The organism is Caldisericia bacterium, from assembly GCA_030018355.1.
In the GTDB taxonomy this organism is placed as follows: domain Bacteria; phylum Caldisericota; class Caldisericia; order B22-G15; family B22-G15; genus JAAYUH01.
In genome coordinates this window covers 5,803-27,066 of sequence record JASEFN010000007.1, presented here as the reverse complement: position 1 = coordinate 27,066, position 21,264 = coordinate 5,803, and the positions used below count along the sequence as shown (strand labels likewise).

The following is a 21,264-nucleotide window of genomic DNA, read 5'->3' as shown; positions in this document are numbered from 1 at the left end:
ATATGATTATTGCAGTTGATGGCCCCTCTGCATCAGGTAAAACAAAATTAGGAAAAAATCTTTCAAATTATCTTGGTATTAAATTTATAGATTCTGGAAAACTTTATAGAATTGTTGCTTATCTATATAAATTAGAAAATAAAAATTTGAAAAAATTTTTAAAATCAAAAAATTGGAATGAAATTTTTGAGACCTTTGAAGACAAAGAAGAACTTTATTCTCCAGAAGTTTCTGATATTAGTTCAAAATTATCAATGAATAGATGTGTAAGAAGGGTTATAAATAATTATTTAAGAAATTTAGCAAAAAGTGAAAATTTAGTAGTCGCAGGTAGAGATATAGGTACTGTTGTTTTTAAAAATGCTGATTTAAAAATATTTTTAACCGCAGATGAAGAAGAGAGGAAAAAAAGAAGGATAAAACAACTCATTGAAAAGGGTTATTCTCCTGATAAAATTGAAGAAGAACTATTTAAAAGAGATATAAGAGATACTTCAAGGAAAATTTCACCATTAAAGCCTGCAAAGGATGCATTAATAATTGATAATACAAATTTAAAAAAAGAAGATACATTAAATATAGTTATTAATGAGTTAAAAAAGAGAGGGTTAATATGAAAAGATTTTTTAGAAAATTAGTATATTTTATCCTTTATATTATTGCATTTATTTTATTTAAGCTTTTCTTTTTCTTTAAGGTTTATGGGAAAGAGAATGAATTAAATGGTGGTGGAATTATTTTTGTTGCAAATCATAACTCATGGTTTGATTTTTTAATTATGGCAATTTCTCTTAAACCAAATAAATATATTCACTTTCTTGCAAAAGAAGAAGTGTTTAAGGGTTTTCTTAAGAAATTTTTAGAATTTATGGAAATTATTCCTGTTAAAAGAAATAAACTTGATAGAAATGTTATTAAATTGGGTCTATACTATTTAAATAAAAATGAGAATTTAGGTATTTTTCCTGAAGCAACAAGAAGTCCAGATGGTAAATTTCAGGAAGAGAATTTCCATTCAGGAGCCAATTTCTTTTCTTTAAAAAATAACTCTCCAATTCAAATGATTTTAATCAAAGGGAGTTTTGATGCTTTTCCAAGGGGGAGCAAATTTCCTAAATTTTTTACAAAAATTAAAAGTAAAATTTATCCTCCCATTTATCCTGATAAATATAAAAATAAAGAATTCAATTCAGAGACCCTTAATGAGTATACAGAAGAATTAAAAAAACTATTTATAGAGAGATTAAAAGAGGAGTTTTAAATTAAATATGGAAATAATTGAAAGCAAGTTTCTAGGTTTTTGTAGTGGTGTAAAAAGAGCATATGAACTAGTAAAAAAAGAATTAAACAGAAGAGGGAAAGTTTATATAAATAAAGAACTTGTTCACAATAAAGATGTTAATATGGAACTTGAAAGAGAGGGTTTAATTGTAGTTAGAGATTTAAATGAAATTCCAGAAAAAAGCACTTTTATAATACCTGCACATGGATTGAGCTTCGAGGAGTATATGTTCGCAAATAAAAAAAATTTAAATATAGTTGATGCAACCTGTCCACTAGTTATTAAATCATTAATTATTGGTAAAAAGATACTTCAAAAGGGTCAATTTTTATTTATAATTGGTGAAAAAAATCATCAGGAAATTATCTTTTTATATTCAAATTTAAAAAGTGAAAAAACTTTTGTTATAGATGAAAATGATAACATTCCCCACATTAATGGAGTAGTCGGGGTTATAGTTCAAACAACACAGAGTGAAGAATTTTATAAAAAAATGAAAAATAAAATAAGTGAGAAAATTAAAAATGTTGTTTTTTATGATACCATATGTAAAGAAAGTAAAAAAAGGCAAATTGAAGTAGAAGAGGTAGCAAAAAAAGTTGATTTGCTATTGGTCATTGGTGGAAAAAATTCCTCAAATACAAAAAGGTTATATGAAATTGGAAAAAAATTTGTGAAAACATATCACATTGAAAATGAGGATGAAATTGAGAATGATTGGTTTATAAATATTAAAAAAGTTGGTATAGTTTCAGGTACATCAACTCCAGATTTTGTAATAGAAAGGATAAAAGAGAAATGTTTAAAATTGCAATAGTTGGAAGACCTAATACAGGAAAATCCACCCTTTTTAACACTTTAATTAAAAAAAGTAAAGCAGTTACTTATGAATTACCTGGAACAACAAGAGATTATATATATGGAGAGGGTTTTATAAATGGAAAAAAAGTTTCATTTTTAGATACAGGTGGGATTTCTTTTGATGAAAAAACAGAACTTAGCGAAAAAATTAGAATGCAAGTTGAAATTGCTATTGAAACAAGCAATCTTGTAATATTTTTAATTGATGGAAGTATAAAAACAGTTACTGATGAAGATAGAAAAATTGCTAAAATGTTACATAAAAAGAATAAAGAAGTAATTTTAGTTTTAAACAAGTGTGATTTAAATGGAGCATGTGAAGAAAGTTATATCTATTTAGAACTTGGTTTTGGAGAACCCTTAAAAATATCTGCAACAAAAAAAATTGGAATTGATATATTAATTGAAAAAATCAATGAGAAGATAAAAATAGATTATAAAGAAGATAGACTTATTGAAACAAAATTACCTAAAATTTCTATTATTGGAAAACCAAATGTTGGTAAATCAACTCTTCTTAATGCTATTTCAAATTTTGAAAGAGCCATTACTTCTAGCGAACCTGGTACAACAAGAGATATAATTGAGCACTTGATCAGTTATAATGGTAAAGATTATATTTTTCTTGATACACCTGGTGTAAGAAAGGGCATTTTAAAAGATTTAGATTTTTATGTTTCTTTAAGGGCTATAAAGGCTATAAAAGAGAGTGACATTGTTTTATTTGTTATATCTTGTGAAGATGTTTCAAGAACTGACGAACATTTAATGAGTTTAATATTGAAAAATAAAAAATCAGGGATTCTTGTAATGAATAAATTGGATTTAATAAACCCCAAAAAATTAGATCAATATTTAAATGAAGTTGCATATAGATTAAATGAAATTCTTTTTTATCCTCAAGTTATGATTTCAGCATTAAAAAAAGAAAATTTAAATTTAATTTTCAAACTTATAGATATCGTTTTTAACAATATAAAAAAAGAGTTATCTCAAATTCAAATAAAAGATATAATTTTTGATTTGATAACAAAACATCCTCCTCCTAGAAAAGGTAAAAAATTATTGAAAATTTATGATGTGATGGTAGATAATAATAATATAAAAGAAATTACTCTAACAGTTAATGATAAAGATTTTTTGAAAAAAGATTATTTAAGATATTTAGTGGATAGAATAAGAGATAAATTTGATTTAGAAGGAGTTTTTATTGATTTTATAATTAAAGAGAAAAGAAAGGAAAAAAGAAAATGAAAATTGGAATTATAGGTGGAGGAGGCTGGGGAACATCTTTAGGATTACATCTATTTAGAAAAAAATTTGAAGTTATTATATGGTTTCATTCTAAAGAAACATTAAAAATTATTAAAGAAACAAGAGAAAATATCTATTATTTACCCGGCTTTTTAATACCTAATGAAATTGAACTTACAAATAATTTAGAAGAGGTTATTGATAAAACAGATATTATTTTTATTGTTGTCCCATCTCAACATGTAAGAGATGTTTTATCGCAAATAAATAAAAAGAAAATAAGAAACAAAAATTTTCTTATAGCATCTAAAGGTATAGAGATGAAAACAGGAAAAAGAATGAGTGAAGTTTTAGAAGAAATTTTAGAAACCAAAAATTATGCTATTCTTTCAGGACCAAACTTTTCAAAGGAAGTAGCCTTAAGAATTCCAACATCATCTGTTGTTGCTTCTAATGATGATAAATTAAGTGAGATGTTTCAAAACCTCTTGACAAATGAGTATTTTAGAGTATATACTTCAAGAGATAGCATTGGAGTTGAGTTAGGAGGGAGTTTGAAAAATGTGCTTGCTATTGCTGCTGGTATATCTGATGGTTTAGGATTTGGAGTGAACACTAAAGCATCGTTGATAACAAGAGGTATAAAAGAGATGATTAGAGTTGGAAAAAAGTATGGAGCAAAAGAAGAAACTTTTTACGGACTCTCAGGGTTGGGAGATTTAGTAGCAACTTCTTTTTCAAACCTTTCAAGAAATAGATGGTTTGGTGAAATGATAGGTAGAGGAATTAAACCAAAAGAGATAATTTCTTCCACTAGACAAGTAATAGAAGGAGTCTTTACTTCAAAGGTTGTATATGAAAACAATAAAGATCTTGATTTGCCTATTATAAGTGAAGTTTATTGTATAATATATGAAAATAAGGAACCAATGATATCTGTTAAGAGTTTAATGACAAGGATTTTGAAAAGTGAAGAAAATTAGTTTAAATTTTATAAAAATAATAAAAATTTTTTAAAGAAAGGAGGAAAGTTTAAATGACTAAACCAGAAATTGTATCAGCGATTGCAGAAAAGGCTGGTGTAACAAAAAAAGTTGCAGCAGCAACACTTGAAGCATTCATTGAAACAGTAATGGATGCTTTAAAAAAGGGGGAAAAGGTTGCACTTGTAGGATTTGGAACATTTGAAGTAAGAGAAAGAAAACCAAGAAAAGGTATTAATCCTCAAACAAGAAAACCAATTCAAATTCCTGCAAAGAAAGTTCCAGCATTCCGTCCAGGTAAAGAGTTAAAAGCAATTGTTCCAAAAAAGTAAGGTTAATTAAAACCTTTCAAGAGGGAGGTTTTTAAAAACATAAAAACCTCCCTCTAATTTTTTATACTATTTAAAATTATAAATAATTATGATAAAATATAATTGTATGGGATTAAGAGAAAGATTAATAGAGTTAAGAAAAAGACTTGGTTTATCGAAAGCAGATTTTGCGGCAAGAATAGGCGTTTCGACAGCATATATTCATATTCTTGAGAGTGGAAAACAAGAAATTACTTTAAGAGTTTTAGAGAGTATATCGAGATCATTTGAAATTCCAATATCTTATTTTTTTGAAGATATGAATTTAGAAGAAGATATTAAAATTAATTTTAAAAAAATAAAAGTTAATTATTTAATAGATGAAAATAAAGAATTTTTTGAGGGTGACTTTGGAGAAATTTATGTACCAAAAAAATTGATTTCAAATAAAGATTTTATTATTAAATATAATAGCAACAATTTACCATTAATGAATATAAATAAGGGTGATTATATAATTAGTTCACATGAAAATGAACTATATAATCAAGATAGATTAATTGTTAAAATAGGAAAAAAAGCAAAATTTTGTACATTATACATTAAAAGAGGAAACTATATACTTTCACCATGTGAAGAAAACGAGTTTTCATTTATACTTGATGAAAATAAAATGGATATTTTAAAAATAAAGAAAGTTATAACTGTTGAAGAGTAGTTTTATAAAAGTTGATAAACTTTTCTATCGCTTTTTTTCTATGACTTATCTTGTTCTTTTCTTCAAAAGTAAGTTCTCCTACTGTTTTTGAAAATTGAGGTAAATAAAAAATAGGATCATATCCAAAGCCAAAATTACCTCTTTTCTCATTAAATATATATCCTTCAAGTTCACCTGTAAAAATTTCTTCATAAAATGAATCTTTATAAACAATTATAGCAATAAATCTTGCCTTTCTTTTTTCAAAAGGAACATCTTTTAACATATTTAATAATTTCTCAATATTTTTATCGAAATCTCCACTATTATCATAAAACCTTTTTGAATAAATTCCTGGTAATCCATTTAATATATCAACTGATAAACCAGAGTCATCTGCTATAGTTGGTATTTTTGTATATCCATATCCATGCCTTGCTTTTAATAGTGCATTTTCTAAAAAAGTAGACCCTATTTCATCTGGAGAATTATAATTTGGATAATCAAACGGAGTCAAGATCTCTAAATTAAGTTCTTTTAATAGATAAATATACTCATTTAATTTTCCTTTATTTTTAGTAGCTATAAATAACTTTTTTGAGAAGTTCTTTTTCATATTCAATTATTTTACTGATGCCTTTCCATCCAAGTTTAATCATGTTAAAAAGTTCTTCTAAAGAATAGTCTCTTTTTTCAGCAGTTCCTTGAATTTCTATTATTTTTTTATTTTCATTCATAACAAGATTTAAATCAACTTGTGCATCAAAATCTTCATTAAAATCTAAATCAATTATAATTTCATCATTATATATACCAACACTTATTGCTCCTATAAAACTTTTAATAGGAAAGTATGGTATCTTTCCATTTTTATATAATTTTGCAAGTGCAATATACATTGCTACAAATCCACCATTTATTGCAGCAGTTCTTGTTCCTCCATCTGCTTGAATTACATCAGTATCTATCCAAATTGTTAAGCCTGAAATTGCAGTTAGATCAACAGCTGCCCTTAATGCTCTTCCTATTAACCTTTGAATTTCTTGTGATCTACCCTCAATTCTTCCTTTATCAATATCTCTTATTGTTCTTGGATATGTAGAACCAGGAAGAAGAGAATATTCAGCAGTAATCCATCCAGAATTTGTATTTTTTAAAAAAGGAGGCACTTTCTCTTCAACCATTGCTGTACAAATGACTTTTGTATCACCCATTTGAATAAGGGCTGAACCATTCGGATACTTTAAAAAATCTATATCAATCTTAAATTCTCTTATATCCTCGTTTCCTCTTCCATCTTTTCTTTTAATCAAATTCTCTCTCCTTTCTTTTAAAATTATAACTTTTAAACAAAATTTTTGTCAAATTAAAAATATTTTATGATATTATATTATTGTTGTTTACCTTGACTTTGATTAATTTTAAACTAAAATTATTTAGGTTGTTTATTTAACTTTAGGAGGAATATATGAAGTTAAAAAGCTATTTTGGTAGACTAATTTTTCTAATAGTTGTTATAGCAATTGCTATCTGGGCTGTTAAAACAAAAACACCAACACTTGGATTGGATCTTAAAGGTGGAGTTCACATAGTTCTTGAATGTATTGATACAGAACAGGTTAAAGCAACGCCAGAACTTGTAGAAAGTACAAAAGCAGTAATTGAAAAAAGAGTAAATGCTTTAGGTATTTCTGAAGCAATAGTTCAAAGAGAAGGAGGTTTAAATAGTAAAAGAATAATTATTGATATTCCTGGACAAAGAAATTTAAAACTTGAAGATATTGAAAAATTAATTGGAAAAACTGCTCTTTTACAGTTTAAACTTGAAGATGGAACAGTAATTTTAACTGGAGCAAATTTGAAAGATGTTAGAGTTCAATTAAATACAGATCCAGCAAAAAAGGGTCAAGCAGTAATTGCTTTTGAACTTGATTCAGAAGGAACACAAAAATTTGCACAAGCGACGAAAGAAAATATTGATAAACATATTGCTATATATTTAGATGAAGAACTACTTATGAATCCTGTTGTAAAAAGTGAAATACCTGATGGTAAAGGAGTAATTGAGGGTGATTTTACAATTGATCAAGCATCTCAATATGTTGCTTTGCTTAAAGGTGGATCGCTTCCTTTAAAAGTTAACATTCTATCATCTGAAATAATTGGGCCTTCTTTAGGGGAAGATATGATTGCAATGAGTATAAAGGCTGCAATTTTAGCATTTGTTTTGGTTGTATTATATATGACAGTTTATTATAGATTAATGGGTTTTTTAGCATCAGTTGCACTTTTAATTTTTGTTTTAATTGATTTAGCCGTATTGATCCTTTTAAATGCTACTTTCTCACTTCCTGCAATTGGAGGTTTTGTTTTAACATTAGGTATGGCGGTTGATGCTAATGTAATAATTTTTGAAAGAATAAAAGAGGAGATAAGAAGTGGTAAAACTCTTAAAACTGGTATAAGTTTAGGTTTTAATAAAGCATTTAGAACTGTTCTTGATTCAAATATTACAACACTTTCTGGTGCACTTGCAATTATCTATTTTGGAATTGGTTTAATAAAAGGTTTTGGTGTAACATTAACAATTGGAATTCTTATTTCATTTTTCTCTGCTATATTTACAACAAGGCTTCTCCTTGATATTTTTTCAATAACACCTCTTGCAAAGAATGGAAAAATTTTTGGATATTAAAGGAGTGTAAAAATGAGATTATTTAATATTGAAAATTTACAAATTATTCCAAAGAGAAAAATTTATTTTTCAATTTCTCTTATTTTTATTTTAGTCTCAATTGTTGCAATTGTTTTTAATTATTTCACTATTAAATCTCCATTAAATTATGGTTTAGATTTTACTGGTGGAACTATTCTTGATCTTAAATTTGAAAAAACCCCAACAGTTAGTGATGCAAGGGATGTTTTAAAAGAATTTGGTTATGGCTCAAGTGTTATTCAAGTTTCTCAAGATGGCAGATTGATTATAAGAATTAATCAAAAAAATTTGAGCGCTGATGAAAGAGAAAAGATATTTACTAAACTTGAAGAAAAATTTGGAAAATTAGACAGAGAAAATCTTAGGCTATCTTCTATTGGTCCTACAATTAGTAATGAACTTAAAAGAGCAGGAATAATTGCTTTACTTGTTGGTTTAACCTTTATATTCATTTATATTACATTAAGATTCCAATTTAGATTTGCAGTTGTTACAATATTAGCACTTATTCATGATACAATCATAACAGTTGGTCTACTTGCATTAATAAGACAACAAGTTAACAGTCCTTTTATTGGTGCACTTCTTGCAATAATTGCTTATTCTGTTCAAGATTCAGTTGTAGTTCTTGATAGAGTAAGAGAAAACCTCAAAATTTTAAAAGACAAATACTCTTATGATGAAATAATCAATAAAAGTATTCAACAATCATTTACTCGTTCAGTAAATACTTCTTTAACAACCCTCCTTGCAATTATTGCAATTCTTATTTTTGGTGGCTCAACAATTAGAGATTTCTCATTTACACTTTTATTTGGAATAACTGCTGGAACATATTCATCAATTTTTATTGCAGCACCTCTACTTGTTGTTTGGAATAATTTAAGTAAACATAAATTTGAAGAAACTAAAAAAGAATTTAAAGGTGTTGAAGAAGCGAGTAAAGTTCAAGTAGCAACAAATCCTGTTAAAATAAGTCAAAATAAACCAAAAAATAAGAAAAAGAAAAAAGGAGGTAAGAGGTAAAATGGATTTAAGAGAATTTATAAGAGATATTCCTGATTTTCCACAAAAAGGAATTCTTTTTAGAGATATTACACCTTTATTAAAAAATAGGGATGCATTTAGGGAGGCAATAAATTTAATGGTTGAACCATTTAAAAATGAAAAAATAGATTTAGTTGTTGGAATTGAAGCAAGGGGTTTAATTTTAGCCTCACCAATTGCTTATAATTTAAACGCTGGCTTTGTTCCAATTAGAAAACCAGGAAAACTACCGTGGAAAACCGAAAGAAAAGAGTATGAACTTGAATATGGAATGGCAATCCTTGAAGTTCATTTAGATTCAATACAAAAGGGAGATAGAGTTTTAATTGTTGATGATGTTTTAGCAACTGGTGGTACTGCAAAGGCAGCCGCAGAACTTGTTGAAAAACTTGGAGGAGTAGTCGTTGGATTTGATTTTTTAATTGAATTAATTGATCTTAAGGGGAGGGATATGTTATCAAAATATCCACTTTATTCAATTTTGAAATTATAATTATTATATGGAAGATGGAAAAACTAAACTTCTCTTAGAGGATGAACTCTGGGAGGTACTTAAAGAAAAACTAAAAGATAAATTCTCTGAAAAAGAGATAAGAGAATTAGAGGATATATATCTTTTTGCAAAAAAGGCTCATGAGGGTCAAGAAAGGGCATCTCATGAGCCTTATATTTTACATCCATTAAATGTTGCTCTAATTTTGCTTGATTTTAATGTAGATTTTTCAACACTTGCTGCAGCAATTCTTCATGATGTGGTTGAGGATACAAATGTCACAATTGATACAATTAGGGATAAATTTGGAAAAGAAATTGCAAGTTTGGTTGATGGTGTAAGTAAAATTTCACAAATAAAATTTTTATCACTTGAAGAGTGGAAGTTAGAAAGCCTAAGAAAAGTTTTGATAGCAATGGCTTCTGATTTTAGGGTAGTATTTATTAAACTTGCAGATAGATTACACAATATGAGAACACTAAAATATTTACCACCTGAAAAAAGAAGAGAAATTGCTAAAGAGACAATGGAAATTTATGTCCCATTGGCTCATAGACTTGGTATATACACATTAAAATGGGAACTTGAAGATCTTTCATTTAAATATCTTGAACCAGAAATTTTCCAAGATTTAAAAATAAAAGTTGCAAAAAAAAGAGAAGAGAGAGAAAAGGAAATAGAAGAGATTAAGAAGGAAATTGAGAGGCTTCTTGAAGAAAATGGTATTAAATCAAGAATTGAAGGAAGAGCCAAGAATTTATATTCAATATATAGAAAAATGAAACAAGAAAATAAAACTTTTGAGGAAATATATGATTTAACTGCACTTAGAGTGATAGTTTCAACAGTTTCAGATTGTTATAAAACCCTTGGAATTGTTCACACAAGATGGAAACCAATTCCTGGTAGAATTAAAGATTACATAGCAATTCCAAAACCAAATGGATATCAATCTTTACATACTACTCTAATTGGCGATAATGGTGAACCATTCGAAATTCAAATAAGAACTGAAGAAATGCATAAGAAATGTGAAATGGGAATGGCTGCCCACTGGATGTATAAAGAAGGTGGAAGAAAAATTGACCCTGATTTATCAAAAAAAATCAACTGGATAAGACAAATTGCCGAATGGCATAGAACAATTCCATCTGCTAAAGAATTTATTAATAGAGTCAAAGAAGATATATTTTCAGATGAAATATTTGTTTTTACACCTAAGGGTGAAATCATTAACCTACCACAAGATGCAACACCAGTTGATTTCGCTTACAAAATTCACACAGAAATAGGACACAAATGTGTTGGTGCAAAAGTAAATGGAAGAATTGTTCCACTTGATTATAAATTAAAAACAGGAGATAGAGTTGAAATATTAACTTCAAAAAATTCACCTGGACCTTCAAGAGATTGGCTAAAATTTGTAAAAAGTTCGTCAACTAAAGAAAAGATAAGACAATTTTTTAGAAGAAAAGAAAAAGAGATTGAAGAAACACCAAAAGAGGAAATTCAAGAAAAAGAAGATAAAGGGATTCGTCTTGAAAGAAAAATTAAACTTCAAAATAATCTTGGAGTAATTGTTGAAGGAATAAAAGGAAATATATTAATAAATTTAGCAAAATGTTGTACTCCAATACCAGGTGATGATATTATAGGTTATATTTCAAAAGGAAGGGGTATTGTTATTCATCGAAGAGATTGTAAAAATTTACTTTCAATTTTAGGTCAAAGCAAAGATAATATTAATAAGTTAATAAATGTGAGTTGGGTAGAGAATACAAAAATTTTTTATCCAGTTAAAATTGAAATTCATGTAAAAGATGAGCCAGGTGTTTTAAATAGCATTATTTCAACTATTTCAAAATATAACTACAATATAGAATCAATAAATGCTCCACCCGCTAAAAATAAAGAAAGAACAACAGTTATTTACATGACTCTTCAAATTCCAGGTTATGGTAGATTAAAAGAATTAATAAATGAGATAAAAACAATTCAAAATGTTATTGATGTAAAAAGAGGTGAATAGATGAGATGTGTTGTTCAAAGAGTTAATGAGGCAAAAGTGAAGGTTAATGGAGAAATTATATCACATATAGAAAAAGGTTTTTTAGTTTTATTAGGAATAGAAATTGGCGACAATGATGAAGATATAAATTATCTTGTAAGAAAAATTTCTAATTTAAGAATTTTTGATGATGAAAATGGGAAATTAAACCTTTCTATAAAAGATGTAAATGGTGAAATTATGATAATATCTCAATTTACACTTTACGGAAATTTAAAAGGGGGCTTCAGGCCAGATTTCACAAGAGCAGAAAAAGGGGAAAAAGCTTTTGAATTATATAATAAATTTATTGAAAAATTAAAAAAAGAAGGTTTTGTTGTTAAAGAGGGGGTTTTTGGAGCATATATGCAAATAGAATTAATAAATGATGGTCCTGTTACTCTAATAATAGATTCAAAATTAAAAGATTTTTAAAATATTTTCTTCAAATGGTTTATATATAATACCCTTTTCAGTTATAATTCCAGTTATATTATCATTAGGGGTTACATCAAAAGATGGATTGAATACTTTTGTTTCATCAAGTGTAATTTTGATATTTTTGATGTATTTAATTTCATTTTCATTTCTTTCTTCAATTGGAATTTCTTCTCCATTTTTTATGTTAATATCAATTGTAGATGTTGGTGCTGCGATATAAAATGGTATTTTATGTTCTTTTGCAAGTACAGATAACATATATGTGCCAATTTTATTTGCAGTATCACCATTTCTTGCAATTCTATCTGCTCCAACAATGACTTTACTTATTAATCCAAGTTTCATAACATATCCAGCCATTGAATCTGTTATTAAAGTTGAATCTATTTTCTCATTAATTAATTCAAATCCAGTTAATCTTGCTCCCTGAAGATATGGTCTTGTCTCAGTATAAAAAACTTTAATTCTTTTACCATTTCTATGTGCAAATTTTATAACTCCAAGAGCAGTTCCAGGACCCAAAGTAGCAAGAGAACCTGTATTACAATGAGTTAAAATTGTATCACCATCATTTATTAATTTTTCTCCAATTTCTGAAATTTTGATACATTTATCTTCTTCCTCTTTTTCTATCTTTATTGCTTCATTAAGTAAAATTTCTAAAAGATTTTTATTATTTTTATTTGCTAAAAAAACCTTCTCCATTCTATTGACTGCCCACATAAGATTAATTGCTGTTGGTCTTGAAGATATGAGTGCTTCTTTGATTAACTTATATTCATCTAATCTATTATCTTCATACAACTCTTTAATACCAAGGTAAAATCCATATGCTCCAGTAACTCCAATTACAGGAGCGCCCCTTGTTTTCATATCTTTTATTGCATTTCTAACTTCTAAATAATTTTTACATTCTTCATATTTTATTTCAAAGGGGAGTAGTCTTTGATCTAAAACCAAAAGCGAGTCCTTTTTCCATTCAATGGGTTTAATATCCATTTAAACCTCCAATTTAATCTCTTTTATAATTTCTAAAATTACCTTTTTTAAAATTGGCAATTTTTGATTCATCATTTCAACAACTTCTTCATGAGAAATTTTTTTACTAAGAATACCAGCTGCAAAATTTGTAACTATTCCAATTGAGGCATATTGAATTCCAACCTCATTTGCTAAAATAACTTCAGGGGTACCAGTCATTCCAACTAAATCTCCTCCAATTATTTGAAGCATTTTAATTTCAGCCTTAGTTTCATATCTTGGTCCATTCATTGTGATATATGTACCTCTATTATGAAATTTTACTTTCATTTTTTCAAAAACCTTTGTTATTATTTCTCTTAAATATGGAGAATATGGCTCAGTCATGTCAGTATGTTTAAAATCACCAGGTGTGTCAAAAAATGTCACTTCTCTTCCATCTGTTAAATCAATAAATTGATCAATTATTACAAAATCACCTGGCATCATATTTTCATTTAGGGATCCACATGCAGAAGTTGCAATAATATATTTAACATTTAGTTCTTTCATTCCCCATATAATTTTTCTGTATGGTATCAAATGGGGAGGTAACTGATGTCTTTTTCCATGTCTTGCAACAAATACAACCTCTTTTTCATGATATTTTCCCAATAAATATTCAAAAATTCCGAATGGTGTAATTAAACTATCTTCTTTTATATGTTCAATTTCATCAATGGTATATACTCCACTACCGCCTATAATTCCAATTCTTGTCATAAATTCCCTCCTTAAAACTGAATTTTATTTTATCATAAAAACTTTTCATATTTTTTATAATCTAAAAGATATATTGGATTAGAAAAAATCCAAGGTTTATAATTAAATTTATGGAAAATTTCTGTTTCAACTCTATATACACCTTGTGAAATATTTTTTAAATAAATTTCTTTCTCTTTTTTCTCAATAATAGTCTTCCCATCTTTTATTATTCTTATAAGGCATCTTTTTGGTGTTTTTACAATTAAATTTTCATTCCCTTCATACAATACTTTTTCACCCATTAAATAAAAGTTGTTCCTTTTTTCCAATCCAAAAATAAAACCTCTTCCATCTCCAAGATATTCATGATTAATATAAACATTCCCATTTTTTAAAGCATTATAAATTACTTCTTTTGACAAAGTATTTTCTTTTGTTATTATATTAGTCCTTATTGAAAAGAAATAATAAATAAAAGGAAAAACTTCTATTTTTATTCTATTGAATAGTTTAAAATATAAAAAATGTGCATCAAGCGTTCCAATACCAACAACTCTTCTTTCTTGATTTAATTCATCCCATTTCTCAAGAGTTTTATAATTTGGGATATCCCTATCAAGTCCTGGAAAGAAATAAAAAAGTAAATAAGTAGAAGGCCTCATTCTCTCTCCACCATCTGTTGTATAGTTAAAAATTGACATTCCAGTGAAATTTTTTACATTCCAATTTGTCCATTTCATTCTTGTTTCTTTTTTTATAAATTTGTTTCCTTCAAAAAATGGATGTTCAATAAATGATAGTCCACCTTCTTTATTTATTCTATCGATATTTTTTTGAGGATCATCTGAACATTCGATAAATTTTTCAATACCAATGGCAAGAAGATGATTTCCATTTTTAGGAGTTATTTCTTCACCAACAAGCAAAAGGATATTTTCATAAAAACCTTCATACTTTTTTGCTTCTATAGAATTATGATCAGTTATGATTAAAAAATCTATTTTACCCCTTTTTGCATATTTTATTAAATCTATCGGTGTTAATTCACTATCTTTTGAATATATTGTATGTAAATGGATAACACCTGAAAAGTGTTTAAAGTTCATATATTAAAATTTTAACACTATTTAATTATTGACAAAAAAATTTTAAAAATATAATATTAAACTTGAAATGTTTGAAAACATAAGAAAAGGCATCAGAGATATTTTAGATAAATTTGGAAGAAAAGGTTTACTTACAAGAAGCGATATAGAAGAAGGATTAAATGAATTTAAAAAAATTTTAATTAGTGCAGATGTTAACCTAAAAGTTGTAAAAGAGATACTAAAAAGAGTTGAAGAAGAAGCATTAAAAGAGGAAATTTTAAAATCTGTTCTTCCAGAGGAGCAAATTACTAAAATTTTATATGATACTCTTTTAAAAATAATAGGTAAAAGTGCACCGTTAAAATTTTCATCTATTCCACCAACAGAAATTATTCTTTTTGGTATTCAAGGTAGTGGAAAAACAACTACTGCTGGAAAACTTTCATATTATTTAAAAAATAAGGGATATCGAAGTTTACTCGTTCCATTGGACCTTAAAAGGCCAGGAGCAATAAAACAACTTGAAGAGATAGCAAATATTGCACAAGTTAGTTTTTATTTTGAAGAGAATCTAAATATATTAAAATTAATTAAAAAATCAAAAGAAATTGCAAAAAAAGAGAGATTTGATTTTATTATTTATGACACTCCTGGAAGAATTCATATAGATCAAGAGATGATGAGAGAGTTAAAAGAGATAAAAGATGAAATTAAACCAACAGAGTCTCTTTTAGTTGCCTCTTCTCTTTTAGGGCAAGGAAGTGTTGATATTGCACTTGAATTTAAGAGATATGTTGGTTTAACAGGTATAATTGCAACAATGCTTGATGGAGATTCAAAAGGTGGGGCAATTTTATCTATGAGATATGTTACATCTGTTCCCATAAAATTTATAGGAGTTGGAGAAAAAATTGATGATTTTGAAGAATTTGATGAAGAGTCTTTGGTTTTAAGGATTCTTGGAAGAACCGATATAAAAGGGTTAATTAAAAAAATTGAAAAATTAAAAGAAGAAAAAATAGAGGTAACAAAAAAGGAAAAATTTAATCTTGAAACATTTTTGATACAAATAGAGTCAATCGAAAAGATGGGGGGTTTTGCTTCTTTTTTGGGATATTTTCCACAAATTTCTGATTCAATTAATTTTGATGAAAAGAATATTAAAAAGATGAAAGCAATTATACAATCTATGACGAAAAAGGAAAGACTACATCCTGAGATAATTGATGGTGATAGAAAAAAAAGAATTGCTAAAGGATCTGGAACTTCAATAAATGATGTTAATATACTTTTGAAAAATTATAAAATGATGAAAAACCTCCTTGAGAATAAAAATATAGATAAAATTCTTAAAAGAGGAGGGATATTTTGAAAATTAATACCGATAAAAAATTTAATGTAAAAATTAACAAAGATTTTTGTAAAGAATGTTTTATATGTGTTAAGGTTTGTCCTAAAAAAGTTTTTAACATAAATGATGTTGGTATTGTTTATGTAAAAGACGAAAACATTTGTATTGGATGTAGAATATGCGAAAATTTATGTCCTGATTTTGCAATTGAGGTGGAAGAGAGATGAGGGAATTTTTGCAAGGAAATGAAGCATGTGCATATGGTGCAATTGATGGAGGTTTAGATTTCTTTGCAGGTTATCCAATTACACCATCGAGTGAAATTTTAGAGGTTTTATCGTATGAATTACCAAGAAGAGGTAAAATATTTATTCAAATGGAGGATGAAATTGCGTCAATCTGTGCAGTAATAGGAGCCTCTTTAACAGGAAAAAGAGCACTTACAGCAACATCTGGGCCAGGATTTTCATTAATGCAAGAGGCTCTTGGATATGCATGTATGACAGAGGCTCCTTGTGTTATTGTTAATGTAATGAGAGGAGGGCCATCAACTGGCCTTCCAACAAATATTGGACAAGGTGATTATATGCAAGCAAAATGGGGAACTCATGGTGATCATCCAATAATAATATTTTCACCTGGAACAGTTAATGAATTTTATCACTTAACGAAAATTTCTTTTGATGTTGCATTTTATTATAGAAATCCAGTTATTATTCTTTCTGATGAAATTGTCGCTCATATGAGAAGTTTAATTGATAAAGAGGATAAAATTTTTAATTTTCCATATGAAGAAGAGCCTTTAAGTGAAAAAAGTTTTGATTTTGAACATGATTTATATAGAAAACCATTTGTTGGTGAAGGAAAAAAAATAAAAATTACAGGTTTATTTCATGATGAATCTGGATTTCCAACAACAAATTCTAAGATTATTGAAAAAAATCTTCAGCACTTAATAAGAAAAATAAATCAATTTAAAGAAAAAATAAATTTTTATGAAACTGATATTAATTCTCAAACAGAAATAGTTTTAGTTGGTTTTGGAATTATGGGAATTGTAGTGAAAGAATTAAAAAAAGAACTTAAGAATAAAGGTTTAAATGTTGGTTTTTATAGACCAATAACATTGAATCCTATTGATGAAGATATGATAAAAGAGATTTTTAAAAATGTTAAAAAGGTACTTGTTATTGAATTAAACATGGGTCAACTCTATTTAGACATTAAAAGGATTTTATGTGATAAAGATGTAAAAAGTATAACCTTTTTTAAGGGTGATTTGCCAGATTATGATGAATTAATAAGTTCTATTGAGGAAAATTTATGAATTGGAGAGATTATTTAGATTTAAAAAAATTACCAACAATATTTTGTCCTGGATGTGGATTGGGTGTTGGATTAAGAGCAATTCTTGAGGCATTTGCAGAAGAAAATCTTAATAAAAACGATTTAATTTTTGTTTCTGGTATTGGATGTTCATCAAGAATCCCAGGTTATGTTGATTTTGATTCAGTTCATACAATTCATGGAAGAGCAATTGCTTTTGCAACAGGAATTAAATTAACTAACCCAAATAAACATGTTTTTGTTATTACTGGCGATGGTGATGGACTTGCAATTGGTGGTAATCACATGATTCATGCAGCAAGAAGAAACTTAAATATAAATGTATTTTTATTTAACAACATGATTTATGGAATGACAGGAGGACAAGCCTCTCCAACAACTCCTCAAGGAATTAAAACTTCAACTTCACCTCTTGGAAAATATGAACCAAATTTTGATGTTGTAAAACTTTTGATAGGTGCTGGTGCTACATTTGTTGCAAGGGGTTCAGTTTATTATTATAATCATCTTGTAAATATAATAAAAAGATCAATTAAACACAGGGGATTTTCCTTTGTAGAAATTCTATCACCTTGTCCAACTTATTATGGAAAATATATTAATATTCATGATCCATCAGAATTTTTTGTTATGCAAAAAGATTTAGTTTATAGAATTGAACAAAGTGATAAAATTTCAGAGAATGAGAAAAAGAACAAATTGCCAATTGGTATATTTATAGAGAATACTCATATTGACTATGAAACAATTTATAAAGAAATACATAGGAGGTTGAATGAAAAAGAGTTTCCTATTTAATGGTAAAGGTGGTCAAGGTATAATTTTTACTTCTGTAATTTTAGCAAAAAGTGCAATTGAATCAAATTTATTTTCTATACAAACTCAACATTATAGCGCTGCTCAAAGAGGAGATGTAGTAAAATCTCTTGTTTTAATTTCAAATGAAGAAATTTATTATCCAAAAGTTAAAGAAGTAGATTTTTTTATTTCTTTTAATTTAAAAGCATATGAAATATATAAAGAGTTAATTGGGAAAAATACAATTGTAATTTTTGATTCAAGTTATGAAGATATAAATAATAACTCAATAGAGGGTAATTTTTATAAAATTCCATTTACTAAAATTTCTCTTGAGAAATTTAATTTAAAAGAGCCAATGAACTTAATTGCACTCGGTTTCTTATCTAACTTTTTAGATTTTATTAACTTAAATTCATTTTTATTAGTTATAAATAAGTTAGAGAAAGGTAATAAAAAAATTAATATAGATGCATTTATGATAGGAAAAGAATTAAAAATTTATTCTCAAAAAGGAGGTTTAAATGTTTGAAGCAATAGACCATATTGGAATTGCAGTCAAAAGTTTAAATTCTATTAAAAGTTTTTATAAAAATGTATTAAACATTGATTTTCTTTATGAAGAGGAATTGCCAGAAAATAAAGTAAAAGTGTTGGTTTTTAGATTTGGAGATACCAATATTGAGTATCTTGAGCCACTTACAGATGATTCACCAGTTAAAAAGTTTCTTGATTCAAAAGGAGAAGGTATTCATCATATAGCATTTAAAGTAAAAAATATTGATGAAAGATTAAAATTTCTTAAAGAAAAAGGACTTAGTTTAATTGATGAAAAACCGAGAAGGGGCTCACATAATAAAAAAATTGCATTTATTCATCCAAAGTCTACATTTGGTACACTTATAGAACTTGTTGAAGAATGAAAAAAATATTTTTATTTTTATTAATTTTTACTTTACCAATTATAAAAATTGATAAATCTTTTCACATTATATATTTTCAAAATGAGAACTTTAAACTTGTTTTTCCTGTCGCAACAGGTTCTCCTAAGGATGAGACAAAAGAAGGAGTTTTTAAAATAATTAATAAAAGTGTTGATCCAAGATGGTTTATAGATGGTAAAGTTTATCCACCTTACAAAGAGACAAAAGAAAATGCACTAGGTGTAAGATGGATTGGTTTAAGTTGGATAGGCTATGGAATTCATGGAACAAATGAACCTTTTTCAATTGGCAAAAGTGCTTCCCAAGGATGTATAAGATTACAAAATAGAGATGTAGTTATTTTATATCAATATTTAAATATTGGTAATGAAGTTCAAATTTTTTCAAGTTCAGTTGATGATGATTTGAAAAATGCAATATCTCTATTATATAATTTTTATAATTTGTGTTCGTTTATAAAAGAAAATTTAGATAAGGAGGAATAAAGTATGAATTTAATTCTTCTTGAAAAAATTTTAAAGATTCCCGGAGTTTCTGGTTTTGAGTCAAGAATAAGAGATTTTATACAAAATGAGATTCAAAACAAAAATTTAGATAAAATTTATAAGGATAATATTGGAAATTTAATAGCAATAAAAAGGGGAATTAGAGAAGATAAGATTGTTTTAATTTCACATATGGATGAACTTGGTCTTGTTGTCTCTTCAATTGATGAGAATGGTTTAATTGGTTTTAAAAAAATAGGTGGAATTGATGATAGATTACTTATCTCCAGAGTTGTAAAGATTATAGGAGAAGAGGAGATTTTAGGTGTAATTGGTCTTATACCTCCTCATCTTACCGTTGATACAAAAGTTGATAGTGTAATTCCATGGTATAATCTTAAAATTGATGTTGGTGCAAGAAATAAAGAGGAAGTTTTAAAAATGGGTATAAAAATTGGAGATTCAATTGTGTTTGATAAAGAGATTCATGTTAAAAATGATATAGTCATTGGAAGGGGTTTAGATGATAGATTTGGTTGTTTTTTATTAATGGAATTAATTGACAGTTATAAAGATAAACTACCTCTTAACACTATTGTTTTTGTTTTTAGTGTTGAAGAAGAAATTGGATTAAGAGGTGCATCTGTAATAGCACCTCAATTCGATCCTAAACTTATTATTGCTGTTGATTCAGTCTCTTCAACTGATTTAAATGATACACCATCAGTTTATAAGAACTCAATTATTCTTGGTGATGGGCCAGTTATAAGAAAAATTGATGCAAGAATGGTAGTAGATGAGGAAATTTTTAATTTTATTTATAATTTAAGCAAAGAAAATAACATTCCAATTCAAATTGGTGTTTCAGGTGGCTCAACTGATGCAGCAATTACTGAAATTTCTTTTACAGGATACAAATCAATACCCCTTTGCTTTCCTGTAAGATATACTCACTCAACAGTTGAAATGGTTTCTTTACGAGATGGATTAAATTTAATAAATTTATTAGATAAAATAATAGATCATGAACTATAATAAAGAAAAAATAGATGAAATTTATAAAATTTATGATGAAATAAAGGATAAAATAGAAAGTAGATTAAATGAGTTTAACAATATTTTAAAAAAAGGAAATGAAGAAGATTTTATTTATGAATTTATTTTTTGTCTTTTAACTCCACAATCTAAAGCAAAAATATGTGATAAGGCAGTTCAATTATTAAGGAAAAATTCTAATCAAGAATCAATTGATAAATTTCTTTATGGTGTAAGATTTAAAAATAAGAAAAGTTTATATATTAAAGAATTTTTAGAAAAAATTAAAAAGTATAAAAGTTTTAAAAATCTTATTTTAAGTTTTGAAAATGATGAGCAAAGAAGAGATTTTTTAGTTA

Annotated in this window: 26 protein-coding genes; 21 read left to right on the top strand and 5 right to left on the bottom strand. The window is 27.0% G+C overall.

What is annotated here, in order from left to right; genetic code table 11:
- The first annotated feature begins 2 nt into the window (after positions 1–2).
- From cmk to QMD25_06865, 7 genes are all read left to right on the top strand, one after another.
- Entirely contained in the window at positions 3–617 is a 615-nt protein-coding gene (gene cmk / locus QMD25_06895; protein MDI6861711.1) for a (d)CMP kinase, read from the top strand.
- A complete protein-coding gene (locus tag QMD25_06890) occupies positions 614–1,261 on the top strand; it encodes a lysophospholipid acyltransferase family protein (GenBank protein ID MDI6861710.1) in 648 nt (215 codons plus the stop codon). Before cmk ends, QMD25_06890 begins: the two co-directional genes overlap by 4 nt.
- A 7-nt stretch (positions 1,262–1,268) precedes the next feature.
- Positions 1,269–2,099, top strand: coding sequence for a 4-hydroxy-3-methylbut-2-enyl diphosphate reductase (gene ispH / locus QMD25_06885; GenBank protein ID MDI6861709.1), 831 nt, complete (start codon positions 1,269–1,271; stop codon positions 2,097–2,099).
- Positions 2,081–3,397 carry a ribosome biogenesis GTPase Der gene (gene der / locus QMD25_06880; GenBank protein ID MDI6861708.1) on the top strand — a complete coding sequence of 439 codons (1,317 nt, stop codon included), beginning with the start codon at positions 2,081–2,083 and terminating at the stop codon, positions 3,395–3,397. Before ispH ends, der begins: the two co-directional genes overlap by 19 nt.
- Positions 3,394–4,380, top strand: coding sequence for an NAD(P)H-dependent glycerol-3-phosphate dehydrogenase (locus tag QMD25_06875; GenBank protein ID MDI6861707.1), 987 nt, complete (start codon positions 3,394–3,396; stop codon positions 4,378–4,380). Before der ends, QMD25_06875 begins: the two co-directional genes overlap by 4 nt.
- A 53-nt stretch (positions 4,381–4,433) precedes the next feature.
- Positions 4,434–4,712: an HU family DNA-binding protein gene (locus QMD25_06870; GenBank protein MDI6861706.1), complete on the top strand. Its 279-nt coding sequence runs from the start codon at positions 4,434–4,436 to the stop codon at positions 4,710–4,712.
- An 88-nt stretch (positions 4,713–4,800) separates the two neighbouring features.
- The gene (locus QMD25_06865) at positions 4,801–5,409 is read left to right on the top strand and encodes a helix-turn-helix transcriptional regulator (GenBank protein MDI6861705.1); all 609 of its coding nucleotides are present in this window, start codon (positions 4,801–4,803) and stop codon (positions 5,407–5,409) included.
- Here the strand turns inward: QMD25_06865 and rdgB are convergent.
- Positions 5,390–6,004 (bottom strand): RdgB/HAM1 family non-canonical purine NTP pyrophosphatase, encoded by a 615-nt coding sequence (gene rdgB, locus QMD25_06860; GenBank protein MDI6861704.1) that lies wholly within the window; start codon positions 6,002–6,004, stop codon positions 5,390–5,392. The genes QMD25_06865 and rdgB overlap by 20 nt on opposite strands.
- On the bottom strand, positions 5,964–6,698 hold the full coding sequence (gene rph / locus QMD25_06855; protein MDI6861703.1) for a ribonuclease PH: 735 nt from the start codon (positions 6,696–6,698) through the stop codon (positions 5,964–5,966). Before rph ends, rdgB begins: the two co-directional genes overlap by 41 nt.
- A 158-nt stretch (positions 6,699–6,856) precedes the next feature.
- On the opposite strand from rph, the gene secD reads away from it, so the two are divergent.
- The 5 genes from secD to dtd are packed head-to-tail and all read left to right on the top strand — an operon-like array spanning position 6,857 to position 12,126.
- Entirely contained in the window at positions 6,857–8,083 is a 1,227-nt protein-coding gene (gene secD / locus QMD25_06850; GenBank protein MDI6861702.1) for a protein translocase subunit SecD, read from the top strand.
- 12 nt (positions 8,084–8,095) lie between these two features.
- Positions 8,096–9,130 carry a protein translocase subunit SecF gene (gene secF, locus QMD25_06845; protein ID MDI6861701.1) on the top strand — a complete coding sequence of 345 codons (1,035 nt, stop codon included), beginning with the start codon at positions 8,096–8,098 and terminating at the stop codon, positions 9,128–9,130.
- A gap of 1 nt (position 9,131) precedes the next feature.
- Positions 9,132–9,644, top strand: coding sequence for an adenine phosphoribosyltransferase (locus QMD25_06840; protein MDI6861700.1), 513 nt, complete (start codon positions 9,132–9,134; stop codon positions 9,642–9,644).
- 7 nt (positions 9,645–9,651) lie between these two features.
- Positions 9,652–11,673, top strand: a complete 2,022-nt coding sequence (locus QMD25_06835; GenBank protein ID MDI6861699.1) for a bifunctional (p)ppGpp synthetase/guanosine-3',5'-bis(diphosphate) 3'-pyrophosphohydrolase — start codon at positions 9,652–9,654, stop codon at positions 11,671–11,673.
- Positions 11,674–12,126 carry a D-aminoacyl-tRNA deacylase gene (gene dtd, locus QMD25_06830; GenBank protein ID MDI6861698.1) on the top strand — a complete coding sequence of 151 codons (453 nt, stop codon included), beginning with the start codon at positions 11,674–11,676 and terminating at the stop codon, positions 12,124–12,126.
- On the opposite strand, the gene mtnA is transcribed toward dtd, so the two are convergent.
- The 3 genes from mtnA to QMD25_06815 are packed head-to-tail and all read right to left on the bottom strand — an operon-like array spanning position 12,112 to position 14,963.
- The gene (gene mtnA / locus QMD25_06825; protein ID MDI6861697.1) at positions 12,112–13,131 is read right to left on the bottom strand and encodes an S-methyl-5-thioribose-1-phosphate isomerase; all 1,020 of its coding nucleotides are present in this window, start codon (positions 13,129–13,131) and stop codon (positions 12,112–12,114) included. The genes dtd and mtnA overlap by 15 nt on opposite strands.
- Complete coding sequence (locus QMD25_06820) at positions 13,132–13,875, bottom strand: S-methyl-5'-thioinosine phosphorylase (protein MDI6861696.1); 744 nt, start codon at positions 13,873–13,875, stop codon at positions 13,132–13,134.
- A 32-nt stretch (positions 13,876–13,907) separates the two neighbouring features.
- Entirely contained in the window at positions 13,908–14,963 is a 1,056-nt protein-coding gene (locus QMD25_06815; protein MDI6861695.1) for a hypothetical protein, read from the bottom strand.
- 67 nt (positions 14,964–15,030) lie between these two features.
- On the opposite strand from QMD25_06815, the gene QMD25_06810 reads away from it, so the two are divergent.
- The 9 genes from QMD25_06810 to QMD25_06770 form a co-directional block, all read left to right on the top strand.
- Positions 15,031–16,317, top strand: coding sequence for a signal recognition particle receptor subunit alpha (locus QMD25_06810; GenBank protein MDI6861694.1), 1,287 nt, complete (start codon positions 15,031–15,033; stop codon positions 16,315–16,317).
- Positions 16,314–16,523: a 4Fe-4S binding protein gene (locus tag QMD25_06805; protein MDI6861693.1), complete on the top strand. Its 210-nt coding sequence runs from the start codon at positions 16,314–16,316 to the stop codon at positions 16,521–16,523. Before QMD25_06810 ends, QMD25_06805 begins: the two co-directional genes overlap by 4 nt.
- Entirely contained in the window at positions 16,520–17,623 is a 1,104-nt protein-coding gene (locus QMD25_06800; GenBank protein ID MDI6861692.1) for a 2-oxoacid:acceptor oxidoreductase subunit alpha, read from the top strand. Before QMD25_06805 ends, QMD25_06800 begins: the two co-directional genes overlap by 4 nt.
- A complete protein-coding gene (locus QMD25_06795) occupies positions 17,620–18,441 on the top strand; it encodes a thiamine pyrophosphate-dependent enzyme (GenBank protein ID MDI6861691.1) in 822 nt (273 codons plus the stop codon). Before QMD25_06800 ends, QMD25_06795 begins: the two co-directional genes overlap by 4 nt.
- On the top strand, positions 18,419–18,973 hold the full coding sequence (locus QMD25_06790; protein MDI6861690.1) for a 2-oxoacid:acceptor oxidoreductase family protein: 555 nt from the start codon (positions 18,419–18,421) through the stop codon (positions 18,971–18,973). Before QMD25_06795 ends, QMD25_06790 begins: the two co-directional genes overlap by 23 nt.
- Positions 18,966–19,364: a methylmalonyl-CoA epimerase gene (gene mce, locus QMD25_06785; GenBank protein MDI6861689.1), complete on the top strand. Its 399-nt coding sequence runs from the start codon at positions 18,966–18,968 to the stop codon at positions 19,362–19,364. The genes QMD25_06790 and mce overlap by 8 nt, the downstream gene beginning before the upstream one ends.
- Positions 19,361–19,870 (top strand): L,D-transpeptidase, encoded by a 510-nt coding sequence (locus tag QMD25_06780; protein ID MDI6861688.1) that lies wholly within the window; start codon positions 19,361–19,363, stop codon positions 19,868–19,870. Before mce ends, QMD25_06780 begins: the two co-directional genes overlap by 4 nt.
- A gap of 3 nt (positions 19,871–19,873) precedes the next feature.
- Positions 19,874–20,905, top strand: coding sequence for a M42 family metallopeptidase (locus tag QMD25_06775; GenBank protein MDI6861687.1), 1,032 nt, complete (start codon positions 19,874–19,876; stop codon positions 20,903–20,905).
- Positions 20,895–21,264 (top strand): DNA lyase (locus QMD25_06770; protein ID MDI6861686.1); only part of this gene is annotated, 370 nt, incomplete at its 3' end. The genes QMD25_06775 and QMD25_06770, both read left to right, overlap by 11 nt.

Bases quoted from the DNA above. Each gene is read 5' to 3' on its own strand.
- cmk (MDI6861711.1), top strand. From the start codon at position 3: ATGATTATTGCAGTTGATGGCCCCTCTGCATCAGGTAAAACAAAATTA.
- QMD25_06890 (MDI6861710.1), top strand. From the start codon at position 614: ATGAAAAGATTTTTTAGAAAATTAGTATATTTTATCCTTTATATTATT.
- ispH (MDI6861709.1), top strand. From the start codon at position 1,269: ATGGAAATAATTGAAAGCAAGTTTCTAGGTTTTTGTAGTGGTGTAAAA.
- der (MDI6861708.1), top strand. From the start codon at position 2,081: ATGTTTAAAATTGCAATAGTTGGAAGACCTAATACAGGAAAATCCACC.
- QMD25_06875 (MDI6861707.1), top strand. From the start codon at position 3,394: ATGAAAATTGGAATTATAGGTGGAGGAGGCTGGGGAACATCTTTAGGA.
- QMD25_06870 (MDI6861706.1), top strand. From the start codon at position 4,434: ATGACTAAACCAGAAATTGTATCAGCGATTGCAGAAAAGGCTGGTGTA.
- QMD25_06865 (MDI6861705.1), top strand. From the start codon at position 4,801: ATGATAAAATATAATTGTATGGGATTAAGAGAAAGATTAATAGAGTTA.
- rdgB (MDI6861704.1), bottom strand. From the start codon at position 6,004: ATGAAAAAGAACTTCTCAAAAAAGTTATTTATAGCTACTAAAAATAAA.
- secD (MDI6861702.1), top strand. From the start codon at position 6,857: ATGAAGTTAAAAAGCTATTTTGGTAGACTAATTTTTCTAATAGTTGTT.
- secF (MDI6861701.1), top strand. From the start codon at position 8,096: ATGAGATTATTTAATATTGAAAATTTACAAATTATTCCAAAGAGAAAA.
- QMD25_06840 (MDI6861700.1), top strand. From the start codon at position 9,132: ATGGATTTAAGAGAATTTATAAGAGATATTCCTGATTTTCCACAAAAA.
- QMD25_06835 (MDI6861699.1), top strand. From the start codon at position 9,652: ATGGAAGATGGAAAAACTAAACTTCTCTTAGAGGATGAACTCTGGGAG.
- dtd (MDI6861698.1), top strand. From the start codon at position 11,674: ATGAGATGTGTTGTTCAAAGAGTTAATGAGGCAAAAGTGAAGGTTAAT.
- mtnA (MDI6861697.1), bottom strand. From the start codon at position 13,131: ATGGATATTAAACCCATTGAATGGAAAAAGGACTCGCTTTTGGTTTTA.
- QMD25_06820 (MDI6861696.1), bottom strand. From the start codon at position 13,875: ATGACAAGAATTGGAATTATAGGCGGTAGTGGAGTATATACCATTGAT.
- QMD25_06815 (MDI6861695.1), bottom strand. From the start codon at position 14,963: ATGAACTTTAAACACTTTTCAGGTGTTATCCATTTACATACAATATAT.
- QMD25_06810 (MDI6861694.1), top strand. From the start codon at position 15,031: ATGTTTGAAAACATAAGAAAAGGCATCAGAGATATTTTAGATAAATTT.
- QMD25_06800 (MDI6861692.1), top strand. From the start codon at position 16,520: ATGAGGGAATTTTTGCAAGGAAATGAAGCATGTGCATATGGTGCAATT.
- QMD25_06795 (MDI6861691.1), top strand. From the start codon at position 17,620: ATGAATTGGAGAGATTATTTAGATTTAAAAAAATTACCAACAATATTT.
- QMD25_06790 (MDI6861690.1), top strand. From the start codon at position 18,419: ATGAAAAAGAGTTTCCTATTTAATGGTAAAGGTGGTCAAGGTATAATT.
- mce (MDI6861689.1), top strand. From the start codon at position 18,966: ATGTTTGAAGCAATAGACCATATTGGAATTGCAGTCAAAAGTTTAAAT.
- QMD25_06780 (MDI6861688.1), top strand. From the start codon at position 19,361: ATGAAAAAAATATTTTTATTTTTATTAATTTTTACTTTACCAATTATA.
- QMD25_06775 (MDI6861687.1), top strand. From the start codon at position 19,874: ATGAATTTAATTCTTCTTGAAAAAATTTTAAAGATTCCCGGAGTTTCT.